This window comes from Massilia sp. Root335 (genome assembly GCF_001425685.1).
Classification (GTDB): domain Bacteria; phylum Pseudomonadota; class Gammaproteobacteria; order Burkholderiales; family Burkholderiaceae_D; genus Telluria; species Telluria luteola.
On sequence record NZ_LMCY01000048.1, the window covers coordinates 33978 to 58903 of the forward strand.

General features: G+C 68.8%; 22 protein-coding genes. 9 read left to right on the forward strand and 13 right to left on the reverse strand.

From position 1 onward, the window contains the following. Positions 1–9 precede the first annotated feature (9 nt). The 6 genes from ASC93_RS24010 to ASC93_RS24035 form a co-directional block, all read right to left on the reverse strand. Entirely contained in the window at positions 10–1965 is a 1956-nt protein-coding gene (locus ASC93_RS24010; RefSeq protein ID WP_056448574.1) for a GAF domain-containing sensor histidine kinase, read from the reverse strand. A gap of 241 nt (positions 1966–2206) precedes the next feature. Beyond that, positions 2207–2710, reverse strand: a complete 504-nt coding sequence (locus ASC93_RS24015) for a hypothetical protein (RefSeq protein ID WP_056448577.1) — start codon at positions 2708–2710, stop codon at positions 2207–2209. Positions 2711–2797: 87 nt separating this feature from the next. Further along, positions 2798–2998 carry a hypothetical protein gene (locus ASC93_RS24020; protein ID WP_157202103.1) on the reverse strand — a complete coding sequence of 67 codons (201 nt, stop codon included), beginning with the start codon at positions 2996–2998 and terminating at the stop codon, positions 2798–2800. A 94-nt stretch (positions 2999–3092) separates the two neighbouring features. Beyond that, on the reverse strand, positions 3093–4535 hold the full coding sequence (locus tag ASC93_RS24025; RefSeq protein ID WP_056448582.1) for a LutB/LldF family L-lactate oxidation iron-sulfur protein: 1443 nt from the start codon (positions 4533–4535) through the stop codon (positions 3093–3095). Next, positions 4532–5215 carry a lactate utilization protein gene (locus ASC93_RS24030; protein ID WP_056449209.1) on the reverse strand — a complete coding sequence of 228 codons (684 nt, stop codon included), beginning with the start codon at positions 5213–5215 and terminating at the stop codon, positions 4532–4534. The genes ASC93_RS24025 and ASC93_RS24030 overlap by 4 nt, the downstream gene beginning before the upstream one ends. Then, positions 5212–5961 (reverse strand): (Fe-S)-binding protein, encoded by a 750-nt coding sequence (locus ASC93_RS24035; RefSeq protein WP_229412862.1) that lies wholly within the window; start codon positions 5959–5961, stop codon positions 5212–5214. The genes ASC93_RS24030 and ASC93_RS24035 overlap by 4 nt, the downstream gene beginning before the upstream one ends. A gap of 81 nt (positions 5962–6042) precedes the next feature. Between ASC93_RS24035 and ASC93_RS24040 the strand changes: the two genes are divergently transcribed. Continuing rightward, complete coding sequence (locus ASC93_RS24040) at positions 6043–6759, forward strand: FadR/GntR family transcriptional regulator (RefSeq protein WP_056448588.1); 717 nt, start codon at positions 6043–6045, stop codon at positions 6757–6759. 191 nt (positions 6760–6950) lie between these two features. Next, a complete protein-coding gene (locus ASC93_RS24045; protein ID WP_056448590.1) occupies positions 6951–7322 on the forward strand; it encodes a hypothetical protein in 372 nt (123 codons plus the stop codon). A gap of 193 nt (positions 7323–7515) precedes the next feature. On the opposite strand, the gene ASC93_RS24050 is transcribed toward ASC93_RS24045, so the two are convergent. Continuing rightward, positions 7516–8259 (reverse strand): metallophosphoesterase, encoded by a 744-nt coding sequence (locus tag ASC93_RS24050; protein ID WP_056448593.1) that lies wholly within the window; start codon positions 8257–8259, stop codon positions 7516–7518. A 68-nt stretch (positions 8260–8327) separates the two neighbouring features. Then, on the reverse strand, positions 8328–9029 hold the full coding sequence (queC, locus tag ASC93_RS24055; RefSeq protein WP_056449212.1) for a 7-cyano-7-deazaguanine synthase QueC: 702 nt from the start codon (positions 9027–9029) through the stop codon (positions 8328–8330). A 163-nt stretch (positions 9030–9192) separates the two neighbouring features. Between queC and ASC93_RS24060 the strand changes: the two genes are divergently transcribed. Together ASC93_RS24060 and ASC93_RS24065 are read left to right on the forward strand one after the other, a co-directional pair. Beyond that, positions 9193–11013 (forward strand): autotransporter assembly complex family protein, encoded by a 1821-nt coding sequence (locus tag ASC93_RS24060; RefSeq protein WP_307189031.1) that lies wholly within the window; start codon positions 9193–9195, stop codon positions 11011–11013. Next, the gene (locus ASC93_RS24065; protein WP_056448599.1) at positions 11013–15491 is read left to right on the forward strand and encodes a translocation/assembly module TamB domain-containing protein; all 4479 of its coding nucleotides are present in this window, start codon (positions 11013–11015) and stop codon (positions 15489–15491) included. The genes ASC93_RS24060 and ASC93_RS24065 overlap by 1 nt, the downstream gene beginning before the upstream one ends. A 109-nt stretch (positions 15492–15600) precedes the next feature. Here ASC93_RS24065 and ASC93_RS24070 read toward each other — a convergent pair whose 3' ends face one another. Genes ASC93_RS24070 through ASC93_RS24085 form a run of 4 tightly spaced genes read right to left on the reverse strand, consistent with a single transcriptional unit; the run spans position 15601 to position 17825 of the window. After that, entirely contained in the window at positions 15601–16020 is a 420-nt protein-coding gene (locus tag ASC93_RS24070) for a DUF1801 domain-containing protein (protein WP_056448603.1), read from the reverse strand. 15 nt (positions 16021–16035) lie between these two features. Next, positions 16036–16449 carry an SRPBCC domain-containing protein gene (locus ASC93_RS24075; RefSeq protein WP_056448606.1) on the reverse strand — a complete coding sequence of 138 codons (414 nt, stop codon included), beginning with the start codon at positions 16447–16449 and terminating at the stop codon, positions 16036–16038. Further along, a complete protein-coding gene (locus ASC93_RS24080; protein WP_056448609.1) occupies positions 16446–16769 on the reverse strand; it encodes a helix-turn-helix transcriptional regulator in 324 nt (107 codons plus the stop codon). The genes ASC93_RS24075 and ASC93_RS24080 overlap by 4 nt, the downstream gene beginning before the upstream one ends. A 57-nt stretch (positions 16770–16826) precedes the next feature. Then, positions 16827–17825: a quinone oxidoreductase gene (locus ASC93_RS24085; RefSeq protein WP_056448612.1), complete on the reverse strand. Its 999-nt coding sequence runs from the start codon at positions 17823–17825 to the stop codon at positions 16827–16829. Between the two features lie 70 nt (positions 17826–17895). Here ASC93_RS24085 and ASC93_RS24090 point away from each other — a divergent pair, with 70 nt between their 5' ends. After that, positions 17896–18804, forward strand: coding sequence for a LysR family transcriptional regulator (locus ASC93_RS24090; RefSeq protein ID WP_056448615.1), 909 nt, complete (start codon positions 17896–17898; stop codon positions 18802–18804). 2 nt (positions 18805–18806) lie between these two features. On the opposite strand, the gene ASC93_RS24095 is transcribed toward ASC93_RS24090, so the two are convergent. Further along, entirely contained in the window at positions 18807–18992 is a 186-nt protein-coding gene (locus ASC93_RS24095; protein WP_056448618.1) for a hypothetical protein, read from the reverse strand. A 106-nt stretch (positions 18993–19098) separates the two neighbouring features. On the opposite strand from ASC93_RS24095, the gene ASC93_RS24100 reads away from it, so the two are divergent. The 4 genes from ASC93_RS24100 to ASC93_RS24115 all read left to right on the forward strand — a co-directional run bounded on the left by ASC93_RS24100 (position 19099) and on the right by ASC93_RS24115 (position 24839). Beyond that, positions 19099–19608 (forward strand): hypothetical protein, encoded by a 510-nt coding sequence (locus tag ASC93_RS24100; RefSeq protein WP_056448621.1) that lies wholly within the window; start codon positions 19099–19101, stop codon positions 19606–19608. Between the two features lie 10 nt (positions 19609–19618). Further along, positions 19619–20131, forward strand: a complete 513-nt coding sequence (locus tag ASC93_RS24105) for a hypothetical protein (protein ID WP_056448624.1) — start codon at positions 19619–19621, stop codon at positions 20129–20131. A 213-nt stretch (positions 20132–20344) separates the two neighbouring features. Then, positions 20345–21346 carry a DUF535 family protein gene (locus ASC93_RS24110; protein ID WP_082548308.1) on the forward strand — a complete coding sequence of 334 codons (1002 nt, stop codon included), beginning with the start codon at positions 20345–20347 and terminating at the stop codon, positions 21344–21346. A gap of 124 nt (positions 21347–21470) precedes the next feature. Further along, entirely contained in the window at positions 21471–24839 is a 3369-nt protein-coding gene (locus tag ASC93_RS24115) for an Ig-like domain-containing protein (protein ID WP_056448627.1), read from the forward strand. The last annotated feature ends 87 nt before the right edge of the window (positions 24840–24926 follow it).

Below are 24926 nucleotides of genomic sequence, written 5' to 3' on the forward strand. Positions count from 1 at the left end.
CGCTGAGACTCAGGCGGCCTTCAGCGCGGGCCGGACGGACTTGCGCGGGAAGCGCAGGTGGTAGCGCAGGCCTTGTCCCGGACTGCTCTCCACACGCAGCGTGCCACCCAATACGCCGGTCGCGAGGTTGTACAGGATGTGCCCACCGAGGCCGCTGCCGCCGCTGCCCCGCTTCGTCGTGAAGAACGGGTCGAACAGCTTGGCCAGCGTCTCCGCATCCATGCCCGCGCCGTCGTCGCCATAATCGAAGACGACGTCGTCGCCGTCGAGCGCCGCCTGGATCGTGATGTGGCCGCGCTGGTCGCGCTCGAAACCGTGCATCAGCGAATTGACGACCATGTTCGTGACGATCTGCGACACGGCGCCGGGAAAGCTCTCCAGCAGCAGGTCTTTCGGGCAGTCGATCGCGACTTCGAGCGGCCGGCCCTTCAGTTTCGGCTGCAGCGACAGCAGCACCTCGTTCAGGTACGTGCCGAGATTGAAGCTGCGGATGTCGTCCGACGACTGGTCCACCGCCACCTGTTTAAAACTGCGCACGAGGGCCGCGGCACGCTGCGTGTTCGTCGTCATGATGCGCAGCGACTGGTCGACGACGTCGAAGAACGCGCCCAGGCTGTCTTCCGTCATCTCGCCCGCGGCCAGTTCCTCGCGCGTCAGCTTGAGTTCCTGCACGAGGTGGCTGGTGGCCGTCACGCAGATGCCCAGCGGCGTGTTGATCTCGTGGGCGACGCCGGCGACCATCTGGCCCAGCGACGCGAGCTTTTCCTTGCGGACGAGTTCCGACTGCGCTTCCTGCAACTGGTGCAGCGCCTGTTCGAGGGCGGCGTTCTGTTGTTCCAGGCGCTCCTTGGCCTTGCGGATGGCGCGGTCGGCCTGCATGCGCGCGATGGCCACCGCGACGTGGCTGGAAATGAAGGCCAGCAGGTCGAGGTCGGCCTTGGTGTAGACGATGGTCGGGTCGTAGCTCTGCACGACCAGCACGCCGTACGCCTTGTCGTGCACGAGCATCGGCGCGCCGATCCAGCTGGCGATGTCCGTGTTCCCCAGCGGGTGCTTCACCTTGCCGGCCGCGTGCAGGCGCGCGAAGCTGCCGGCGTCGTGGAGCTGCGCCTGCTTGGTCTGCAGCACGTACGACACCATGCCCATCCCGAACGGGAAGCGTTGATGGGGCGCCTCGCTGTCCTTTTCGTCGGCGAAGTATGGGATGCTGATTTCGCCCGTGTCCGGGTGCGTGAGCGCGATGAGGAAGTTCTTCGCCATCATCAGCTCGCCGATGATGGTGTGCAGGCTCGCGGCCAGCACGTCGGTCTCGAGCGCGGTCGCGGACAGGTCCGCGATCTGGTACAGCGCATGCTGCACCTGCTCGGCGCGGCGGCGCTCCGCGACCTCGCGCGCCAGCGCGCGGGTGCGCTCCTGCACGGCGCGCTCGAGGCGGTCCATGCTCTGCAGGCCCTGCAGCGCGTTCGACACGTGGCTGGCGATCAGCTCGAACAGCGCCTGGTCTTCCTCGTTGTACGTGTGTTCCGGGACATAGCTCTGGATGACGACGGCGCCCAGGACCTCGTGCTGCTGGTCCAGCAGCGGGCACCCCATCCAGTGCTCGGCGATGCTGCCCGTGCCCCACGCCATCCCCGTCTCGCGCTGGCGCATCTCGTCGGCCGTCATCGCGAGCGGTTGTTTGTTGAGCATGATCCAGGCCGTCGGCGACTGGTCGGGCGACGCGAGCGTCACGCGCTCGTCGGGACTCGGCCCCTGGTCGATCGAATCGACGAAGTAGACGAAGCGGACCGTGTTGTCTTCGCGTTCGGCCAGCGTGACGTAGAAGTTCTCCGCATACATGATGCGGCCCAGCGCGCGATGCACCGCGCCGATGAACTCGGTGACGTCGGTGCAGCTGGCGGACAGGTGCCCGATGTCGAGCAACATGGCCTGGACCGCTTCCAGGCGGGCGAGACGGTCTTCCATCGATTCCCCTTATCGGACCATAAAGATGCGTTCGGGAAATATTATCAGCTTGGGGCGTGACTGCGGGGGTTGTGCCGCCAAAAACCACACACCCGACGTCCGGCCGCCTGGTTACGCCGCCGCATCGCGTGCCTTACGCGTGGGCGGAGGCCGTGTTCTTGCTAGCCGTAGGGTGGGCACCCCGTGCCCACGCGTGACGTCACCACATCGCGCACATACGCGTGGGCGGAGGCCGCCCACCCTACCGGGGCGCGCGGAAATCGTTTTCGATCCAGGTCGTGGCCGACCCGGGGGACAGCTTGAAATCGGGGGCGACCCGCACCTGCGCCACGCGCTCGCCCATCTCGTCGAAGGCGCTCAGCAGCGCATACGGATTGTCCTCGTCCGGGACGATGTCCAGCGTCACCTTCAGTTCTCCCTCGGCGGTCGACACGACGGTGCTCTTGTGCAGCCGCGCGTGCAGCTGCTGCTCGTGGCGGCGGATCACCTCCGACGCCGTCTTGACGAGCGTGTGGAAGGCGGGGGTATCGAGCGGCTTCGGATTCTTCTTGTCGCGGCCCATGGTCCAGGGGCCGACGAGGGCCGGCTCGGATTCGCCATCCTTGTACATGGCCACGGCCCAGCCGTCATCGTCCTCGTTCTTGATGACGCGCGCGGTCCAGCCGTTGCCCTGCCACAGGCGGGGCTCCTGCACGGGGGCGTCGCTGTCCTGCTCCGGAGCGTGGTCGGGGGTTTGGTCGTTCATTCTTGCGGTCTCGGTCGTGCGGGCATACGCCCAGAAGCGAGATCATAGGCCTTCGCGGCGCACTGGACAAGCGCCGATTCCGTACTGCTAGATGATGCGCAGGTCCGGGCCGCGCGGCGGCACGATGGGCGGGCCGGGCGGCGTGTTGCGCGGGTCGATGGCCGGCGACGGCGACGGGATATGGCGATTGAACGGATTGATGATGATGGGTGGAATCGCCGGCGGTGCCGAGGGCGGATTCTTGTAGCCGGCCGCGTCCAGATTGCGGTGGTTCAAAACACATTGCATAGAATGCCTCCTGCAACAGAGCAGGCTGTCAGTATAGACTTCGAGTCCGGCATTGCAAGGCTTGATTTCCGGCCACTTTTCCCACTTCATGCGGTCATGGCTGCCGCCGCTCGCGCAGCAGGTCCGCCAGGCTGCGCGGGGCCGGAATGAGCGGCGTGCGGTACTTCGTCCAGCCCAGCTGGTCCCTCGGTGCCAGGGCGCGCAGCCGCGTGGCCGCCCAGCGGAACATCCGGTAGACGGCGGGCCGGGCGAACGCGCCGCGCCAGAAGCGCCAGACGAGGCGCTCGCCGCGGCTGTACCTGGCGCCCTGCCCGCGCAGCGGGTGTTCGACCGCGGCGTCGGGAGCGCGGTTGGCCTCGGTGCGCAGGCGCACCAGCAGTTGCGGAATCGGGATGCGCACGGGGCAGACGTCGCCGCACGCGCCGCACAGGCTCGATGCGGTGGCGAGATCCGCCGTCGACTCGAGGCCCAGCAAATGCGGCGACAGGATCGCGCCGATCGGCCCGGGGTACGTCGTGCCGTACGCATGGCCGCCGATGCGTCCGTAGACGGGGCAATGGTTCATGCAGGCGCCGCAGCGGATGCATTGCAGCGTGGTGCGCAACTCTTCGTCCGCATACGCCTGCGTGCGGCCGTTGTCGAGCAGGACGAGGTGCAGCTCGCGCGGCCCGTCCAGTTCTCCAGAGCGGCGCGGGCCCGAGATCAGGTTGAAGTAGGTCGTGATGGCCTGGCCCGTGGCGGACCGCGTCAGCAGGCTCGCGAGCGGCACGATGTGTTCCAGCTTTTCCACGACTTTTTCGATGCCCATGATGGCGATGTGCACGTCCGGCACGGTGGTCGCCAGGCGGCCGTTGCCCTCGTTCTCGACGAGCCACAGGGTGCCCGTGTCGGCGGCGGCGAAGTTCACGCCCGACAGGCCGATGTCGGCGTCGACGAACGCATTGCGCAGGGCGTGGCGTCCGGTCTGGATGAGCTGGTCGACGTCTTCCGTGTACGCCGTTCCCGGAATGTGCTCGGCGAACAGCGAACCAATGTCGGCGCGCGTCTTGTGAATCGCCGGCATCACGATGTGGGACGGCTTTTCGCCCGCCAGCTGGACGATGTATTCCCCCATGTCCGATTCCAGGCATGCGATGCCGCGCTGCTCGAGGTAGTGATTGAGCTCGATTTCCTCGCTCGCCATCGACTTGCCCTTGACGATGCGGCGGGCGCCATGGCCGGTCGCGATGCCGTGGATGATCGCATTGGCTTCGTCCGGCGTATCGGCCCAGTGGACGTTGGCACCTGCCGCCGTCAGCGTCGCTTCCAGCCGTTCGAGCAGCGCGGGCAGTTTCGCCAGCGCGTTCCTGCGCACCGCTTCGCCGAGGTCGCGCAGGCGCTGGAGCTCGTCCTCGTCGCCGAACTGGCTGCGGCGCTTGTCCTGCAGGAAGGTCATCGCGCCGCGAAAACTCTGGCGCAGCTGCGGGTCGTCCAGCGCCGCGCGGCTGCGCGCGTGGAAATCGTGCGGCGGCACGAACTGCAAGGGGGACGTGGTCATGTCGACTCCTCGGTGACGATCACGACCCACGTCCAGCGCGGACCGTGCGCGCCGAAGGCCAGGGTCTGCTGGATGTCGGATGTCTTCGACGGCCCGGTCGCCAGCACGAGATTGGCCGGCATGCCGTCCTGCCAGCGCTCCGCGTGCAAGGCCTGGTGCAGGTCGGCGTGCAGCGTGTGCGCATGGACGAGCGCGATGTGCAGCGGCGGCACGAGCGACACGGTGCGCGGCGCCGCCGCATCCGGCGCGAGCACCAGCGTGCCGGTGGCCGCGATGCCCGAGCGCGCGACGGTGAAGCCGGCATCGACGGTGCCGAACAACTCTGCTTTCCAGTCTTCCAGCGGGCGCTCGAACGCGAGCGCCTCGACGCCGGCCGGCAGCGCGGCGCGCAAGGCCCGGCCTTCCGGGCTCGCGGTGTCGACGACGATGCGCGAGACGCCCGCCGCGGCGATGCGCTCCGCCAGCTGCGCGGGCCATTCGCCGGCACGCGCGCACCAGGCCTGCGCGCGCACGGCCTGCAGCGCGGCCTGCATGCGTTGCGCCAGCACGGCCGGCGCGGGCGGCGGGTCCTCGCGGCGCGCGGCGAAGTGATCATCGATGCGGCGTTCGAGATCAGTGATGCCGGCATCGCGCGCGGCGGCGCCGCGCAGGCGGCCCAGGATGCGGTCGCGCGCGCTCATGACGGCGCCCCCATCCGGCGCCACAGGAAGCTGGCGAGATGTTCGACATCGAGCGGCGCGCCCTGGTGTTGCGCGGCGTGGCCGATGTTGAGCAGGCAGGCGCAATCGGCCGACACCACGCGGCGGCACCCCGTCGCGCGCACGGACGCGATCTTGTCCTTGACCATGGCGCCGGAAATGTCCGCATGCTTGATCGAGAACGAGCCGCCGAAGCCGCAGCATTCGGATTCGCGCTCGTGTTCCACGCGCGTCACGCCGGGCAGCGCGTCGAGCAGGGCCACGCCGTGCGTGCGCGTGCCCATCTCGCGCCGTGCGGAGCAGGAGGTGTGCAGCACGACCTCCTCGGTGCCAGCGACAGGCGCCCCGGCCGGCATCTGCCACCCCGGCACGCACGTCAGGTATTCGGCGAATTCGTACACGCGTTCGGCCAGTGCCTGTGCCTGCGGGCCAAGGACGGCATCGTTGCGGAACAGCGCCGGCCAATGCTTGCGCATCATCCCGGCGCACGACCCCGAAGGCACGATCACGGGCCAGAGCTCGGGAAACAGGTCCAGCTGGGCGCGCGCGACGGCCCGCGCCTCGTCCGGATTACCGCTGCTCCAGGCGGGCTGGCCGCAGCAGCTCTGGCCGTGCGGATAGTGGACCGTGATGCCGGCCGCTTCCAGCACGCGCACGGCGTCGAGCCCCGCCTGCGGCATGAACAGGTCGATCACACAGGTGCCGAACAGATACACGTTGCGAGTCATGCAGTGCTCCTCTTTTGATCGGCACATATTTCCAGTATTCTTTACGCATCACAAACTGGTTGGGCCAGAGAAGGAGGACGCGTGGTCACAGGAAACCGGCCGACCGGCGGACGGGTCAACGCCATCACCCGCAAGCTGGAAGACGCATTACTCGACGGAAGTTTTCCGGCCAATGCGAAACTGCCGTCGGAGCGCGCGCTGGCGGAACGTTATGGGGTGTCGCGCAACACCGTGCGCGAAGCGATCCAGCAGTTGGGCGCGCGCGGCCTCGTGCACATCCGGCCGCGCAGCGGGGTGTTCGTGTCCGACCAGTTGCGCACGGGAGCGCCGTCGCCGTGGGGCCAGCTCATCGCCGACAGTCCCGCGCGGCGCGACGACATCCTGGAATTCCGGCGGGTGCTCGAAGGCGCCACCGCCTATTTCGCCGCGCTGCGCGGCACCGACGAGGACCTGGAACGCATCCGCGGCGCGACGGCGCGACTGGAGCGGGCGCGCCAGGAAGGCAATCACGCCGGCGAATCGCGCGTCGACGTCGAACTGCACGAGGCGATCGCCCGGGCTTCGCGCAACAGCATGTTCCTGCACCTGCACAGCAGCATCACGAAGATGATGCGCGAGCACATCATCCGCAACGTCGACGGCTTGCGCGAGCTGAATCAGTCGGTATCGGAAAACCTGGCGCTGCAACACCGCACGATCTGCGACGCGATCTGCGCCCGGCGCCCGGAAGAAGCGCGCACGGCGATGCAGACGCACATCGACTACGTGCGCAGCCGGTTCGACGCCGACGACGACTAGCCGTTCCTGGTTGGACCAGCGCCCGGGTCGGCGCCGTTCGTCGCCGCAAGCCACCCTCCGGCCCTCGAAAATCGCAGCCTGTCGCAGTCCGCTGGAGCCGCACGGGACGTATGGATACAGTACGACCATGCCGACAACGACATGACCCGCTCAACGCGAACCCAATCAACGAGACCCCAAGAGGACCCATCATGAAAAAGACCGCCGCCATCATCATCCTGTTCCTGTTCGCCCTGCTCGCCTGGAACGTCTACACGTTCGGCGACAGCGTCGTCAGCTTCGACGGCGACGAGATTGGCGGACCGCTGGGCGCCGTGCTGGCGACGGTCTTCGCGGGCGGCGGCATCCTGCTGGCCGGCCTGATCCTGCTGGTCGTGGGCGCCGTGCTCGCGGTGGTGTTCGCCGGCGTGGGCATCCTGTGCATCGGCGGCCTGGCCATCGGCGCCTGCGTGCTGGCCCTGATGGTCTCGCCGCTGCTGCTGCCGCTGCTGGTGCCCGTCGCGATCGTGTGGTTTCTGGTGGGCCGGTCGCGCAAGCATCGCATCATGCAGCAGCCCGTCTGAATCATGCATGGCGGGCACCGGTACCCGCCCTGATATCTGTGCGATTCGTGCATGGCGGGCACAGGGTGCCCACCCTACGATCGCCGATCTGCCGTAGGGTGGGCACCCCGTGCCCACGCGTGACGTTCGCGACGTGCCGGCGTTATCGCGCCGCAGCCGTAGGCGGGCGGCCTCCGCCCACCATCCCACCGCATCAAATCCCCTCCACCAGCCGCATCGCGAACACGATCGGCAACCCGGCCGCGATGATCTTGCGCGCGGCCGCGCCGTGATCGTACGGCACCCGGAAATAGCGGATCTCGCGGGCCGCGTCGTCGAAGATCGCATAGCACGCAGCATTGTTCTGGTCGCGCGGCTGGCCCACGGCGCCGGGCAATACGAGGTACTGGTGCTGCGGCTGCAGCGCGATGGATTCTCCCGCCGCCGGCACGTGGCGCCCCATGCGGCCGTCGTCCGCGCGGCGATACAGCGCCGGCGCGTGCACGTGGCCGGAGAAGATGATGCGGCTGCCGCTGGCGCGGATGCTGCGCTCGGCCTCGTCGACGCCGGTCACGTATTCCCACTGCTGCGGCGCATGCGCGCTGGCGTGCACGAAGAACGCGTTGCCGTGCTTGTGCGTCAGCGGCAGCGCGCCCAGGAAGGCCAGCTGTTCGTGGTCCAGCTGGCCGCCGGTCCAGGCGATGACTTCGCGCGCCTCCGCATGCATCTGCGAACGTACCGGCCGCGTGACGGCATAGTCATGATTGCCCTGCACCGCCACGGCGCCGCGTTCCACGTACGCCATCACCGTGCGCACGACCCAGGCCGGATCGGCGCCGTAGCCGACGAAATCGCCCGTGAACGCGTACTGGTCGACGTGCTGGGCCTCCGCATGCGCGAGGCAGGCCTCGACGGCTTCGCGATTCGCGTGCAGGTCGGTCAGCAGGGCGAGGCGCATGATGGGCTCAAGCTTTCGACGGCGCACGCGGCGCGGTTAGTCATCGGCAGCGTGTGCAGCCGTCCATCCTACGACCCGGCGTACTGCTCGTAGCCGCGGGCGCGCAGCTCGCACGCGGGGCACTTGCCGCAGCCGTGGCCCCAGGCGTGCGGCGCGCCCCGTTCGCCCAGGTAGCAGGTGTGGGTCTCGAAGCGGATCAGGTCGACCAGCGCCGCGCCGCCGCACTGTTCCGCCAGTTGCCAGGTCTGCCGCTTGTCGATCCACATCAGCGGCGTCTCGACCTTCAGGCGCGTGGCCATGCCCAGGTTGAGCGCGACCTGCAGCGCCTTCATCGTGTCGTCGCGGCAGTCCGGATAGCCGGAGAAATCCGTCTCGCACATGCCGCCCACGAGCACGGTCAGGCCGCGGCGATACGCGACCGTGGCCGCCACCGTCATGAACAGCAGGTTGCGTCCCGGGACGAAGGTGTTCGGCAAGCCGTTGGCCTGCATCGCGATCTCGACGTTGCTCGTCAGCGCCGTGTCGGAGATGCGAGAAATCAGCGACAGGTCGACCAGGTGGTCTTCGCCGAGGCGCTGGTCCCACGTGGCCGACAGCGCGCGCATCTTCGCCAGCACGGGCGCGCGCACGTCCAGTTCGATCGCGTGGCGCTGGCCGTAGTCGAAGCCGATGGTCTCGACCCGCTCGTAGCGTTGCAGCGCCCAGGCCAGGCAGGTGGTGGAATCTTGTCCGCCGCTGAACAGGACGAGCGCGGTATCGGGTTGGTGCATAGTGAATTTCCTGAAGTAATTGTCGAGCGAGGCGTCCGCCATCACATTTGACAATCAGTTAAGATGTGGCCGGCATATTGACGAATGGAGCGACATGATTTCCGCACGACCCGACCCATGCACGGCGATGGCGCCGGCGCGATCACGAATTTTGGCACAAATCGTGCTGGCCGTGAACGCGCTATGCCTCGCTCCGGTCGCGGCCGCGCAGGATCAGCCGGTGCCACCGGCGCCGGAAGCGCCCTCCCGGGCCATCGACTACGACGTGCGCATCGATGCGCCGCGCCAGTTGCGCGAGCTGCTGGAGAAGAACCTCGACCTGATGCGCTGGCGCGGCAATCCGCGCCTCGACCGCGAACAGCTGCTGCGCCTCGTGCGCGCGGCGCCCGAGCAGATCAAGACCCTGATCGCCACCGAGGGCTATTACAGCCCGAAGGTATCGGCCGACCTCGACACGTCGGGCAGCAAGCCTGTCGTGCTCATCGACGTCGCGCCGGGCGATCCGGTCGTCGTGGGCGACGTCGACATCGAGCTGCGCGGCTTCGTCCCGTTCGACAAGGGCAGCGCCCCCATCGACGCGGCCGCGCTGCGCAACCGCTGGACCCTGCCCGTCGGCGCGCGCTTCCGCACGGCCGACTGGGAAGCGGCCAAGCGCGGCCTCGTGCGCCAGGTCGCGCAAACGCGCTTCCCGCGCGCGCAACTGCTCGACTCTTCCGCCACCGTCGACCCGGACACGCACCGCGCCCTGCTCAAGGTCGTCATCGACAGCGGCCCGGACGCGCACTTCGGCGGCCTCGAGATCGAGGGCCTGAAACGCTATCCGGCCAGCGTGATCACGAACCTGAACACGATCCGCCCCGGCGACGAATACAACGAGGCCGCGATGCAGGCGCTGCAGGGCCGCCTGCAGGACACGGGTTATTTCAGCGGCGTGGAGGTGAGCGCCGACATGTCGTCGGTGATCGCGTCGCAGGTCCGGGACCTCAAGGAAAACGAGGGCGCGACGCAGCAACCGCCGAGCGGTCCGGCCGTGCTGCCCATCCTTGTGCGCGTCACGGAGAACAAGCGCAAGAACGTGGCCCTCGGTGTCGGTTTCTCGACCAACACGGGCGCGCGCACACAGGCCGAGTACGACGACCTGAACGTGTTCGGCAAGCGCATGAAGAGCAACGTGCTGTACGAACAGAAGCACCAGGCGGCGAAGGCCGAGTTCTACCTGCCGACGACGACGGGCGGCTACAACAACAGCTTCGGCACCGGCTACGACCGCCTCGACGCCAACGGCCAGATCACGCGCACGACGAGCGTCCACGCCAAGCGCGCATGGGGCTCGCCGCTGCTGGAAAAGACGCTCACGCTGGAAGCGCTGACCGAACAGGTGACCATCGACGACCTGCCGACGACGCGCGTGAAAAGCGTGCCGCTCACGTTCTCGATCACGAAGCGCCACCTGGACAGCCTCGTGCAGCCGTCGCGCGGCTATATCGTCAATGCGCAGATTGGCGGCGCCTTCCTGCCCGTGCTGACGGACGAAAAATTCGTGCGCCTGTACACGCGCGCCCTCGGCTACAAACCGGTCGGCGACGCCGGCACCCTGATCGTGCGCGGCGAATTCGGCGCCGTCGGGTCGAAGGACAAGAACGGCGTGCCGTCGACGTTCCTGTTCCGCGCCGGCGGCGACCAGTCGGTGCGCGGCTACGGCTACCAGCAGCTGGGCGTGCCGGTCGGTTCCGCCATCACGGGCGGCCGCTACCTGCTCACCGGCAGCGCCGAATACGATTACTGGTTCAAACCGCCGTGGGGCGCGGCCGTGTTCTACGACGTCGGCAACGCGGGCGACAATTTCCACGACCTGAAACCGAAGGTCGGCTACGGCGTCGGCGCGCGCTGGCGCAGCCCCGTCGGACCGATCAACGTCGACGTCGCCTACGGCAAGGCGGTACATAAAGTCCGCCTGCACTTCTCACTGGGATTCACGTTCTGATGGAAGCCGATCAGCAAACGCCGGAAACATCCAATCCCGCGCGCCAGCGCCGCTGGCCGCGCCGCGTCGGCATCGGCGTGGTCGTCGTCGGCGTCGTGCTGGGCGGCGCCATCTGGTACCTGGGCCGCGAGACCACGCTGCAGATGATCGCCCAGCGCGTCGCCGGCGCGAGCGGCGGCAAGCTGACGCTGTCGGGCGTCACCGGCTCGCTGTACGGCCACATGCACATCGGCCACGTCGTGTTCCGCACCGAGACGTCGGTGACGACGGCCGACGACATCGACATCGACTGGAAGCCGTGGCAATACCTGTCGCGCGGCGTCGAGATCGACAAGCTGTACGCCCGCGTGCTGCGCGTGGAGACGCTGAAGCCGTCGACCGAACCTGCGACGATGCCCACGAAGCTGGCGCCGCCGTTCAAGGTGGCGGTGGAAGACGCGCGCCTGGCGAAGGCCATCTTCTTGAACAAGGGCGCGACGACGGAAATCGACGACATCCGCGCGCGCCTGCACGGCGACAAGGTGCAGTGGAAGGTCGACCATGCATCCGCGAACACGCCATGGGGCCAGGTCGCGGCCAAGGGCAGCATCGCCAACACGCTGCCGTACAAGCTCGATGCCGATGCGAGCCTGACGCAATCGCAGCCGGCCGCGCCGGCGCAGACCGCCACACCGGCGAGCCTGGGCGCGCACCTGACACTGCACGCGGGCGGCGACCTGCAAAAGACCGTCATCGACGCCACCGGCCAGGCCGCGCGCGCGAACGGCAAGGCGCGGATCGTGATGGCGCCGTTCGCCGACATCCCGCTGCAAGCCTTCACGCTCGATGCGCACGATATCGACCCGGGCTTCTTCAGCCCGACGTTGCCGAGTGCGGACCTGAACCTGGCCGTGGCCGTGCGCCTGGACCCGAACCGCAACATCGCCGGCACCGTCGACCTGACGAACGACGGCGCCGTCGGCACGCTGGACCAGCAACGCCTGCCGCTGCGCGCGATGCGCGGCCGGCTGGGCGGGAGCCTGGCGGCCATGCGCATCACCGACGTGCTGATCGACGTGGGCGCCGCCGGCCGCTTCACGGGCAGCGGCAGCGTGCAGCACGGGCCCGACGAAAAAGGACTCGGCACGGCCGAATTCGCGCTGCACACCGACCGCTTCGACCTGCACCAGGTCTACGGCAGCATGAAGCCGACGCAGATCGCGGGCGACATCAAGGTCGCGAACACGAAGGACACGCAGACGCTGGACGTGAACCTGGCGGACGCCGGCATGCGCCTCGCCGCGCAGGCGGCGCTGGCGAACGACGTGCTGACGGTGCGCGACGCGCGCCTGTCCGCGGGCAAGAGCAGCGTGCGCGCGACGGGCAGCGCGAACCTCAAGGACCGCAAGCCGTTCAAGGCGAATGCCGTCGTCAGCCGCTTCAACCCGGCCGATTTCGGCGCGTTCCCGAAGGCCGACATCAATGCCGAGATCAACGCGGCCGGCGCGCTTTCTCCGCAGTGGAAAGTCGGCGCCGACTTCGCGGTGCGTCCAAGCCGGCTGTTCGACCAGCCGCTGTCCGGCCGCGGCAAGCTCGATGCGGACGCGACGCACGTGCACGACGTCGACGCCACGCTGGCGCTGGGCCAGAACACGGTCGACCTGCACGGCGCGTTCGGCAAGCCGGGCGAGCGGCTCGCGTGGAAGGTCGACGGCAGGCAGCTGTCCGCCCTGCGCGGCGACCTGTATGGCGCCGTGCTCGCGAGCGGCGTCGTCACCGGCACGATGCAGGCGCCGCGCACCACGTTCGACGTCGACGCGCGCGGCCTCGGCTGGGTGCAGCGCGAACGCAGGAACGACAGCGGTTCCGTGCACGCGAGCGGCGAGGCGTGGCTGTCCGGACCGGCCGGCGCGCGCATCGTCGACGTCACGGCCAAGGGCGACATGCAGCGCCTGAACCCGGCCGCCTTCGGCTCGCCGCTGGCCGGCAGCATCAACGGCAGCTTTACCGCCAGCGGCCGCACGGGCGCGAACATGGGCGGCGCCGTCGACCTGGCGCTGCAGGATTCCACGCTGTCGAAATCGCCGCTGTGGGGTCACGCAAGACTCGCCGCCGACAAGCACCATGTGTCGAACGCCGACGTCGACCTGCACCTGGGCGGCAACGTCGTCGCGGCCAGCGGCGCGTTCGGCAGCGGGCGCGACACGCTGAACTGGCGCATCGACGCGCCGCAACTGGCCGCGCTTGGCCCGGACTTCGGCGGCGCGCTGCGCGGGTCCGGGACGGTGTCCGGCACGATGGACACGCCGTCGCTGACGGCAGCGCTGGAGGGACAGAACATCCGCGCGCTGGGCACGCAATCGGTGCGCGCGCTGAAGGCCACCGCGAATCTCGGCGCCGGCCGCGGCGGCGCCGATCCGCTTGCGCTCGACGTCGCCGTCACGGACTACGCGAGCACGACGACCGACAAACAGGGCAACGTCAACGAGACGCGCATTGCCTCCGCGCGGCTGACGTCGACGGGCACGCGCGGCGCGCACACCATCCAGGCGGCCGCGCGCGGCGACACGTTCGACGCCGCGCTGGCCGTGCACGGCGGCCTCACCGGCAATGCGTGGAACGGCACGGTCGATTCGCTGAAAAACAGCGGCCGCTACGCCATGACCCTGGCCGCGCCGACGCCGCTGCACATCGCGGGCGCGCCCGGCACCGGCCTCGCGGGCCTGGCCAAGCCGGAGCAGATTGCATTCAACGGCGCGACGATCAAGCTGCCGGCCGGCTCGGTGACGGTGGAGTCGCTGGCCAAGATCGGCCCGCGCTGGAACACGCGCGGCAGCGCCAGCGGCGTGCCGGTCAGCTATCTCGCGCAATCCTCGGACGCCATGCGCCAGAACGTGCGCGGCGACCTGACGCTCGGCGCGCAATGGGCCATCGACCTGCACGCGCCCACCGCGCCCGGTGCCGTGCCGCAGCTGGCCGGCAGCGTGCACGTGTTCCGCGAAAAGGGCGATCTGATCGCGGGCGACGTCTCGCCGATCGCGCTGGGCCTGCGCCAGCTCGACCTGCGCGCCGACGTCGCCGGCGGCGCGCTGCGCACGCAGTTCGCGCTGGACGGCGCGCGCATCGGCAACGCCCGCGTGGACGCCACCGCGCAACTGCTGCAAGGCCGCGTCGACAACGACAGTCCGCTCAAGCTGACGGCCAGCGCGAACCTCGGTTCGCTCGCGTGGGTGTCGCCGCTGCTCGGCCAGCCGGGCCTGGAAGTGGACGGCGCCCTGCGCCTGGCCGTGAACGGCACGGGCACCGTCGGCGCGCCCACCCTGAACGGCAGCATCGAGGGCGACGGCCTCGCCGTGCGCTGGCCGGACCAGGGCGTCCGCCTGCGCAACGGCCAGCTGCGCGCCCTGCTCGCCGGCGACCAGCTGCAATTGCAGCGCCTGACCCTGGAAGGCAACAGCGGGCGCGCGACCGCGGACGGCGTCGTGCGCTTTGCCGGCGGCGAGGCGACGATGAACCTGAAACTCGTCGCGGACAAGCTGGAAGCCCTGTCGCGCCCCGACCGCACCGTCGTCCTGAGCGGCCAGGCCACCGTCGTGCGCGACGCGCACCAGTTCCGGGTCGAAGGCAACTTCAAGGCCGACCGCGCGCTCGTCGAACTGGCGCCGCAGGACCGGCCGACGATCTCGGACGACGTGATCGTGCTGGGCCGCGGCAACGCGGCCGCCGCACCGGCGCAGAAGACATCGAGCGTCCCCCTGACGATCGACCTGACGGCCGACCTGGGCGACGACTTCCACCTGCGCGGCATGGGTGCGGACGCCTACCTCGCCGGCAGCGTCCGCGTGCAGAAGGTGGGCGACCGCCCGCCGCGCATCAACGGCACCGTCAGCACCGCCAGCGGCACGTATGCCGCGTACGGCCAGCACCTGGCGATCGAGCGCGGCGTGATCACGTTCAGCGGCCCGTACGACAACCCGTCGCTGGACATCCTCGCCGTGCGCAAGCGGCCCGACGGCGAGCAGCTGAGCGAGACGAACGTCGAAGCGGGCGTGCAGGTGCGCGGCACGGCGCTGTCGCCGTCGGCGCGGCTCGTGTCGACGCCGAACGTGTCCGACAGCGACAAGCTGTCCTGGCTCGTGCTGGGCCACGGCATGGAAGCGACGACGGGCAGCGAGGCCGACGTGCTGAGCGCGGCCGCCGGCGCCCTGCTGGGCGGCAAAGGCGGCACGGGCGGCATCACGAGCAAGCTGGCGAATTCGCTCGGCGTGGACGAACTGGGCGTGCGCCAGGGCGCGGGCCAGGCGTCGGGCCTGGAAAACACGGTGGTCACGGTGGGCAAGCGCATCTCGTCGCGCCTGTACCTGAGCTTCGAACAGGGCGCCGCCACCGCGTCGAGCGTCGTGCGCGTGCGCTACAAGATCAACCCGCGCATCACGCTGCAGCTGCAGACGGGCACGAACACGGCGCTGGACGTGCTGTATTCGTGGTCGTTCGACTAACCCACACCGGGGTCAGAGCCCGAATCTTGGCAATGTCTAACACGACATTTCCTAAAACCGGGCTCTGACCCCGAATTGTCGACCCGAATTGTCGACCCCGAATTGTCGACTAAGCGGCTTTCGCGCGCTTCGGCTTCGCCTTGGCGGCCGCGTTGAGTGCCGCTGCGGCGCGGATGAGCGCCCGGAATGCGGCGGCATCGAGCTCCTCGCCTTCATGGATGTCGATGGCGCGCCGCGCGTTGCCGTCCAGGCTGGAGTTGAACAGGCCGGAGGGATCGTCCAGCGACGCGCCCTTGAGGAAGGTCAGCTTCACGTGCGCCTTGTACGACTCGCCCGTGCAGATGATGCCCTGGCTGGACCAGACAGGCGTGCCCATCCACTTCCACTCTTCCTCGACGCCCGGCACCGCTTCCTTGATGAGTGCGCGTACCCGGGCCAGCGTCTCGCCGCGCCAGTCGCCCAGGTCGGCGATCCGGCGGTCGATCCGCACGGACGCCGGCACGTCCGAGGACGAAATCTCCTGTTTCATGTCTCCTCCTTTGGCCTAGTCGCCGAGCTTCGCCAGAACCTCGTCGAGGGCGGTGGTGAATTTGTTCCAGCCGTATTTTGCACCATTGTAAGCCGCGTCCTGGCCGGGCTGGAAGCCCGTCTGCTCCACCTTGAGGTGCGTGCCCGCGCCCGCCGGGGTCAGGGTCCAGGTGACGACGCTGTCGAGGCCCATCGCGGCCCAGGTGTAGGACAGCGAACGGTTCGGCTCGATCTCCAGGACCTGGCAATCGACGGAACCCCAGTCGCCGCGCAGGCTGAAACGGTGGTTCAGGGCGGGCACGAAATCGTTCTTCATCAGCCAGGCCTCGATGAGGTGCGGCTGGGTCAGTGCGCGCCAGATCTTTTCCGGCGGGTGAGCAAATTCACGTTCGACGGTGACGGTGCGCGTTTGGAGCGAGGTATCGTTCATTGGTCCATCCTTTTCAACAGGTCTTCCAGGTCATCGAACCGGCTCTCCCAGAACCGGGCCATTTGGTTCGTCCAGTCGGTCAACGGTGCGAGCGCACCGAGCTGTGCGGTGTAATGCGTCTGGCGTCCTTCATGCCGGTCGCGCACGAGCCCGGCCAGCTTCAACAAGCCCAGATGCTTGGACACGGCCGGCTGCGAGATGCCGGCCCGGGCCGTGAGGGCCCCGACCGTCTGCTCGCCGTCGCGGCACAGCGATTCGAAAAGGGCGCGCCGCGTCGGGTCGCCGAGTGTCCGGAAAATAATATCGTGAGCGTCTGTCATGGCTATTTATAACCGAGTGGCTATGGGTTTAATCATAACCATCCGGTTATGGGTTGGTCAAGCGCTTTTTTGATGGTCCGGGCGCAGCAGCACGGCGCCGCTGGTCCGTCCCGCTTCCAGTGCGGCATGGGCCTCGGCCGCGCGTGCGAGCGGCAGGTCGAGCCCGACCGGCACGCGCAGCCCCGCCGCGAGCCGCGCCAGCGTGGCCTGCACGCCCTCGCGGTACAGCGCGGGTTCCGTCATGAAACGCATCACGCTCGGGCGCGCGAAGGCGAGCGCGCGCGGGGCCGCGATCTGCATCAGATCGACGGGTTCGACCTTGCCGCCGGCCTGGCCGACGTTGACCGCCATGCCGTAGGGGCGCACCGCGTCGAAGGTGCGCAGCAGGTTCGTGCCGCCGACGCCGTCGATGGCGTAATCGACGCCGCGGCCGCCGCCGAAATCGCGCGCCGCCGCCACGAAATCGTCTTCGCGGTACAGCACGACGCGTTCGGCGCCATGCGCCAGCGCGAGCGCCGCCTTGTCGCGGCTGCCGACGGTGCCGATGACGCGCGCGCCGAGCGCGCTCGCCCACTGGGTCAGCACGAGCCCGAGGCCGCCGGCGGCCGCATGCACGAGGACCGTGTCGCCGGGGCGGAGCTGGCGCACGTGGGCGAACAGCATATGCGCCGTGACGCCGCGCAGCAGGCCGCCGGCGACGGCGTCCAGCGCGACGTCGTCCGGCACGGCCACGAGACGCTCGGCCGGCACGTTGCGCGCCGCCGCGTAGGCGCCCATCAGCCCCGTGTACGCGACGCGCTGGCCCGGCACGAATCCGGTGACGCCGGGCCCGAGCGCCTCGACGATGCCAGCCCCTTCCACACCGAGTGTGGCCGGCAATTGCGCGAGCGGATACAGCCCGTTGCGGTAATAAACGTCGAGGAAATTCACGCCGGCCGCCACCTGGCGCACGCGCACCTCGCCCGCCGCCGGCGGCGCGAGCGCGAGCCGCTCGACTTCCAGTTCTTCCGCGCCGCCCTGGCGGTGGATGCGCACGTGTTCGATCAATTCATCCATATGACCTCCTGATGTGTGAGGCTTCATGGTAGATTGATTAAAAATCGTCGGAAATCCCAAAAAATCGTCAATGACCGTGCAAAAATCCATAGGTCGACCCGAGCCATCCGGGGGCGGCACCCTCGACTGGGACGACATCCGTTATTTCGTCGAACTGGCGCGCCAGGGCAAGCTGAGCGCGACGGCGCGCGTGCTGCAGGTCGAGCACTCGACCGTCGCGCGCCGCATCGGCATGCTCGAGACGCGCCTGGGCGTGCGCCTGTTCGACCGCCTGCCGAAACACTGGGCGCTGACCGCGGAAGGCGAGGAATTGCTGGCCCAGGCACGCCGGGTCGAAGACGAGGCGCTGGCCTTTGCGCGCGCCGGCGCGGGCGCGTCCACGCTGCGGGGCGTCGTCCGGCTGTCGGCACCGCCAGTGTTTTCCAGCGTATTCCTCGTGCCGCGCCTGGGCGCGCTGCGTGCGCGCTGGCCGGCGATCGCACTGGAAATCATCGGGGAAGTCCGCGAGGCCGACCTGTACCGGCGCGAGGCCGACCTGGCGCTGCGCATGGCGCGCCCCAGCCAGGACGGCCTCGCGGCCCGGCCGCTGGCCCAGACCGGCTACGGACTGTATGCGGCGCCCGGCTGGTTCGAGCGGCCCGCGGAGGAATGGGAATTCATCGGCCATGGCGAGGCGATGAAGGAGACGCCGCAGCAGAAATGGCTGGCGAAATTCGTGGCCGGACGCCCGTATGCGTTCTGGACCAACGACGCGGCCGCCATGCTGGCCGCGTGCCGCGCCGGGCTCGGCGTCGCCGTGCTGCCGCACTTCCTCGGCCGCGGCGACCCGATGCTGGCCTTGCATCCGGAATATGGCCAGGTGCTGAGCCGCCCGCTGTGGCTGGCCGTCCACCCGGACGTGCGCCGCGCGCCGCGCGTCACGCTGATGGCGGAACTGCTTGCCGCCCTGCTGCAGGAACACGCGGCCCTGCTGGCCTAGCGTCAGTGCACGATGCTCGGATTCGGGTTGACCGGCGGCTCGTCGTTCTGCGGCGTGCGGATCGGCGGCTGGTGGGGATCGGTATTCTCGAACGGGTCGGGCGGCGGTTCTTCGATGGGTGCGGGATCGGGAGCACGATGGGCTTCGTGCCGGATCGACCGCCGCGTCGCGATCGGGTCTGGAATCATGGAAAGCTCCTGCTGAAGATGCCAAAACATTACCATGGGCAGCCGTTTGTCGACGCGCGCCTGGATTACAATGGCGGATTCGACAAAACGTAACCCAAGGAACCTCATGTTGCCGACTCCCGTCGTTGCCGCCGTCCTCGCGCCGCTCGTGCTGTGGCGGATGTACAGCCGCATCAGGCGCCTGACGACCCGCCAGCGTTCGAAGACGTGGCGTCACCGCACGACCCTGGTGTTCTTCCCGCTGCTGCTCGTGATCCTGGCCGTCGTCAGCATCAAGACGAATCCGTTCGCCCTCGCGGGCCTGGCGGCCGGGCTGCCGGTCGGCGCCGTGCTGGGCCGGATCGCGATCGGCAAGACGCGCTTCGAGCAGGTCGGCACCGACTTTTTCTTCACCCCGAACGCACCGATCGGCCTCGTGGTGGCCCTGCTGTTCATGGGCCGCATGGCCTGGCGCGCATACGAGTACTACATGCTGGGCTCGTTCGCGCACCATGAATTCGTGTCGAGCCCGCTGACCCTCGTGATCTTCGGCGTGCTGGCCGGCTATTACACGAGCTATGCGTTCGGCCTGCTCTCCTGGCGCAAGCGCACCGCGCCGGCCGTAACGAACCCGTAACCTGCATCGCATGAGTCTTACTACCCTCGCCCTCATCGCCCTCGTCCCCCTGCTCGTCTGGCGCATCTATTCGCGCATCAAGAACCAGATGACGCGCCAGCGCTCGATCGTGTCGCGCCACTACACGGGCCTGTTCGTGTTCGCCGCGATGGTCCTCGTCCCCGGCACGGAACTCGGCGACCGCCCGTTCCAGCTGGCCGCACTGGCCGCCGGCGCCATCGCCGGCATCGCCCTCGGCACCTACGGCCTCTCGCGCACCCGCTTCGAAGACACGCCCGAAGGCTATTTCTTTACGCCGCCGTCGCGCATGGGCATCCTCGTCGCCATGCTGCTGGTGGCGCGCGTGATCTACCTCGGCATCGAGATCTACATGAACCAGGGCAGCAGCCACCCCAACCCACGCTTCACGGACAGCCCCATCACCATGTTGTGCCTGGGCGTGACGGCCGCCTATTTCGCCGCCTTCTCGGCCGGCCTGATGCGCTGGCGCCAGCGCAAGCGCAAGGAAATCGGCAAGCTGTAGTTCGACCGCCGCATGCGCGCCGCGTGCGGCCGGCCTCCGGAAATATTGATCCACATCTGATCGGCCCGGACCCGGCACGCGCCGGTGGGCGTCGCGCCGCCGGCGTTTGTCGCACTCCAATACGTGATGCATAACGCTGCGGAGAATGGCCGCCGGGGCCACGCAACGTATTGACATTTATTCCATGGCTCCAGTCACCCATCTGGAGCACACATGGTTTTCACGCACCTGACCCGCCATTGGATGGCGCGGCGCCATTACCCCTTCGCCTCCTGGGCCGCATGCATCGCCCGCAGCCTGCGCGTCCTGCTGTTCCGCCGCGCGCACCTGGAATTGCTGACGATGGACATCTACCGCAACTACGTCACCCAGGTCCACGACGACGTGTTTCACCACCTGAGCCACCGCAACTATCTTGCCAAGGGGCTGTCGCTGCGCCAGCGCGTGCGCTGCGTCCTCACCCATTACCGCTTCGAGGACGCCACCTTCGACGCCGCCTATAAACACGCGGTCTACCGCGACGGCGGCCTCGTGCTGTGGCAGAACGACACGGACGGCGGCCACGTCGCGGTCCGGCTCGGGATGGCGCAACGCCTGAACGCGGAAGGCGACCTGACGCTTTCCCTGCTGGCCGACGGCAAGTGCGTGCACCGGCTGTCGTTCAGCTGGGTCGACGAACGCTTCGCCGGCACCGCCGGGCTGGGCGGCCCCGGGATGCTGCCCTTCATCGCCCGCAACCAGGGCCCGCGCACCGGTGCGGTCGACGCCGTCGACGCCTTCCGACGCGCCTTCCCGCACAACTCGCCGCTGGTCACGACGCCCGGCTTCTTCTGCTTCGCCGCCTTGCAGGGCATCGCACAGGCGCTGGGCGTGGACCAGGTGGTGGCCGTCAAGTCGGCCTGGCACTGCGCCTACGCGCCCGGCGCCGCAACACACTTCGCCAACGCCTACGACGGATTCTGGCGCATCCTCGGCGGCACCGAGATGCCGGGCCGCGCATGGCATATCGCCCTGCCGTTCCACGCCCGGCCGCTGGCCGACATGGCGTCCAAGCACCGCAAGCGCGCGGCATTGCGGCGCGAGCACTGGCGCGTCATCGGGGAATCGGCCTGCCAAGTGCTGCGCGCGCACCTCGTCCACGCGGGCGCGCGCGCCCATGCGGACCAGGACCGGTCTCCCGTCCTGGCGCGGCCCGGCAGCGACGCGTGCGTGTGAAAAACCACAGTTCATCAATATTCAATTGCCATTAGTCAATTTCAAATTCTTCAATGCTATAGTTTTAGTTCTATGCGGAAATGAAAAACCAGTACCGCCGCCCATAACAAGGACTATTAACTACATGGCAACCAACTACGACGCCGCCGTCAATTCCTTCTACCTCGCGTATTACGGCCGTCCTGCCGATCCCGCGGGCCTGGCCTACTGGTCGCAAGCCCTTGCGCAAAACAATGGCGACTTCAGCGCCATCGTCGACGCGTTCTCGACGTCGACCGAAGCGACGGACCGCTTCGGCAGCGCCACGCCGGCCGACCGCATCGCCGACGTCTACCAGCAACTGTTCAACCGCGCGCCCGACCAGGCCGGCCTCGACTACTGGACGAAGGCCATCGACTCGGGCACCGTCAGCATCGCCGACGCCGCCATCCAGATCATGAACGGCGCCCAGGACACCGACGCGCAACTGTCGACCCTGCGCCAGGAAGCCGCCGCCCAGTTCACCGCCGCAGTCGCGGCCTCGGGCGTGCCCTATGACGGCAGCGCCGCGATCGACGCGGCGCGCGTGCTGATCGCCGCGGTCACGCCCACGACGAGCGCGGCCGACATCACGGCGCTGGTCACGGCCACCAAATCGCTCGTCCAGACCGCGCACGACAATCCGGAAGTCATCGCCGCCCTCGCCGGCAGCGGCAGCCTGACGACGCTGCTCGCCTCGTCCAGCGGCAAGGCCGATCCGGTCGCCATGGTCGAGGCGCTGGCCAGCGTCGGCAAGGCGGCCGCCACGGATACCACGGCCCTCACCACGCTGAAACAAGGCGGCGGCATGGCCGGCATCGTCGATTCGCTCCCGGCCGGCACGAGCCTCCACGACGTGACCCAGGCGGCGGACCAGGGCGGCCTCACCGCCGTGGACAACATCGTCACGCCCCCCGCGCCTGTGGACACCACGCCGCCCGCGGCGCCGAAGGTGGAGCTGGTCGCGGATACCGGCAGCAGCGCCACCGACCACCTCACCAACGACGGCCAGGTCAAGATCAGCGGCCTGGAAGCCGGCGCGACCTGGCAATACAGCGTCGACGGCAAGACCTGGCACACGGGACCGGCCGCCGGCAACACCGGCACCGCCCTGCTGGACACCAGCGCGACCGGCGACCAGACCCTGCATGTGCGCAGCACCGACGCGGCCGGCAACGTCAGCGCCACCACCACGCTGCAGTACACGCTGAAAACGGCGTTCGTGCCGACGCTCGCCCTCCAGGGCGCCGACGGCAACGACCTGACGGTGACCAGCCTCGTCACCAACACGGACAACTACTGGGTCAGCCTGCACGGCGCAAAAGGCGCCGCGGCCGTCGGCTTCCAGGTGTCGGCCACGGGCGCGGACGGCACCTGGACCGACGCGAAGGACAGCGATCCGCTGGCCGACGGCACCCATTTCATCCGCTACGTCGTCACCGACGCGGCCGGCAACACGGCCCCGTCGAACGCGCTGAAGATCGTCATGGACCATGCGCTGCCCGGCGCGCCGGCCGTGCAGCTCGTCCAGGACACGGGCGTGAGCGCGACCGACCACTTCACCAGCAACGGCCAGGTCAAGGTCAGCGGTCTCGATGCGGCGGCCGCCTGGTCGTACAGCACCGACGCCGGCACGACCTGGACCGCGGGCCCGGCCGCGGATACCGGCGGCGTGGCCCTGCTGGACCTCGGCGCCGGCGCGCACAGCCTGCTGGTCCGCGAGTTCGGCCAGGCCGACGGCACCGAGACGTTCGGCCTCGGTTCGCTCGACTACACGGTCCAGGCCGCGGTCAACGCCCGGCTCGCGTTCCAGGGCACGGACGGCAAGGACCTCGCCGCGACCAGCCTCCTGACCAACACTGACAACTACTGGGTCAACCTGTACGGCGCGAAAAATGCCGCCACGGTGGAATTCCAGCTGTCGGATACGGGCGCGGACGGCACCTGGGTCGGCGCGAAGGACAGCGACCCGCTGGCCGACGGCACCCACTTCATCCGCTACGTCGTCACCGACCTCGCCGGCAACACGGGCACGACGAACGCGCTCGAAGTCGACATGGACAAGACCGCGCCGGCCGCGCCCACGGTCTCGTTCGTGAACGATACCGGCGCGAGCGCCACCGACCACGTCACGTACGCCGGCCAGATCCAGGTCGACGGCATCGAGGCCGGCGCGACCTGGCAGTACACGGATGACGGCATCCACTGGATTCCGGGCACCGCGCCGGATACCAATGGCCATGCGACGGCGTGGCTGACCAATGGCCAGCACACGCTGCAGGTGCGCGTCGTCGACGCGGCCGGCAACGCCACGACCACGTCGATGCCGTACACGCTCGAAGGCGAGGCGCCCGCCGCGGGACTCGCGTTCGACCACATCGCCGGCGGCGCCCAGGGCGGCACGCAGACGGCGCTGACCAAGGCCGACCTGGTGTTCGCCTACACCGGCACGATCGACGCCGGCGCCAGCGTCAACGTCCAGATCGGCGCCGGCTCCTTCGTCACGGCGACGGGCGCCACGATCGACGCGACCGCGAAGACGGTCACGCTGCACGATGTCGACCTGAGCGCGTCCGACCCGATGGTCACGCTGAGCGTCACGTCGCTGGGCGGCCTGTCCACCTACACGACGCCGGTGACGATCGACGGTCCGTTCGTCAGCTACTCGGCGCAGGCGCTGGACACCGGCATCTCGCTGACCAGCACCCAGGCCGGCCACGCCTATCTGACCGACGGCGGCAACGCGTCGGTGCAGATCGGCGAGGCCGCCGCCGGGACCACCACGTTCGGCGTGCAGACGACGGCCGTGCAAGGCATCCTGGGCGTCGGCCCGAGCGCGACCGTTCATACCGACAACGGCATCACGTACGCCCTTGGCACGGCCGGCGCGGACACGCTCAGTGGGCAGAATGTCTGGGGCTACGACGGCGACGACCACATCACCGCCCTCGGCACCGCGGACAACAGCGACAATCACGTCACCAGCGCCATCTACGGCGGCAACGGCGCCGATACGATCAGCGCGACCGCGGGCTCGAGCACCTTCGTGTACCGCGCCGTGCAGGAATCGACCATCGTCGCGGATGGCCAGGCGGCGCACGGCTTCGACGTCATCAACGTCGGCACCGGCAGCGCGGCGCAGGCCACGCACATGCAGGTGCTCGACTTCGGCGTCAAGATCGACGGGTTCTATACGGAGTCCGCCCAGACCCTGTCCGGCACCGAAACGGGAACCGAGCTGCTTGGCCTGATCAACGCGGCCGTCCACTTCCAGGCGGCCGGCAAGCCGGAAGCGGCCTACGTCGATTTCAGCGGCGCCGCCGGTACGCCGGGCGTGCACTTCCTGGTCGTCGACGTCGATGGCAACGGTACGATCGGCGCCGCCGACTACGCCGTCGAAATCGTCGGCACGCTCGACCTGACCCGCGCCTACGTCACGGCCGACACGGGCCACATGCTGCTCACCACGGCGTGACGTCCCGCGCCGGCCCGCACGCCGGCGCACCATTGAAAACGGCCGGCGCCCTCGCGGACGCCGGCCGTTTCGTTTGCCGCGGCATGG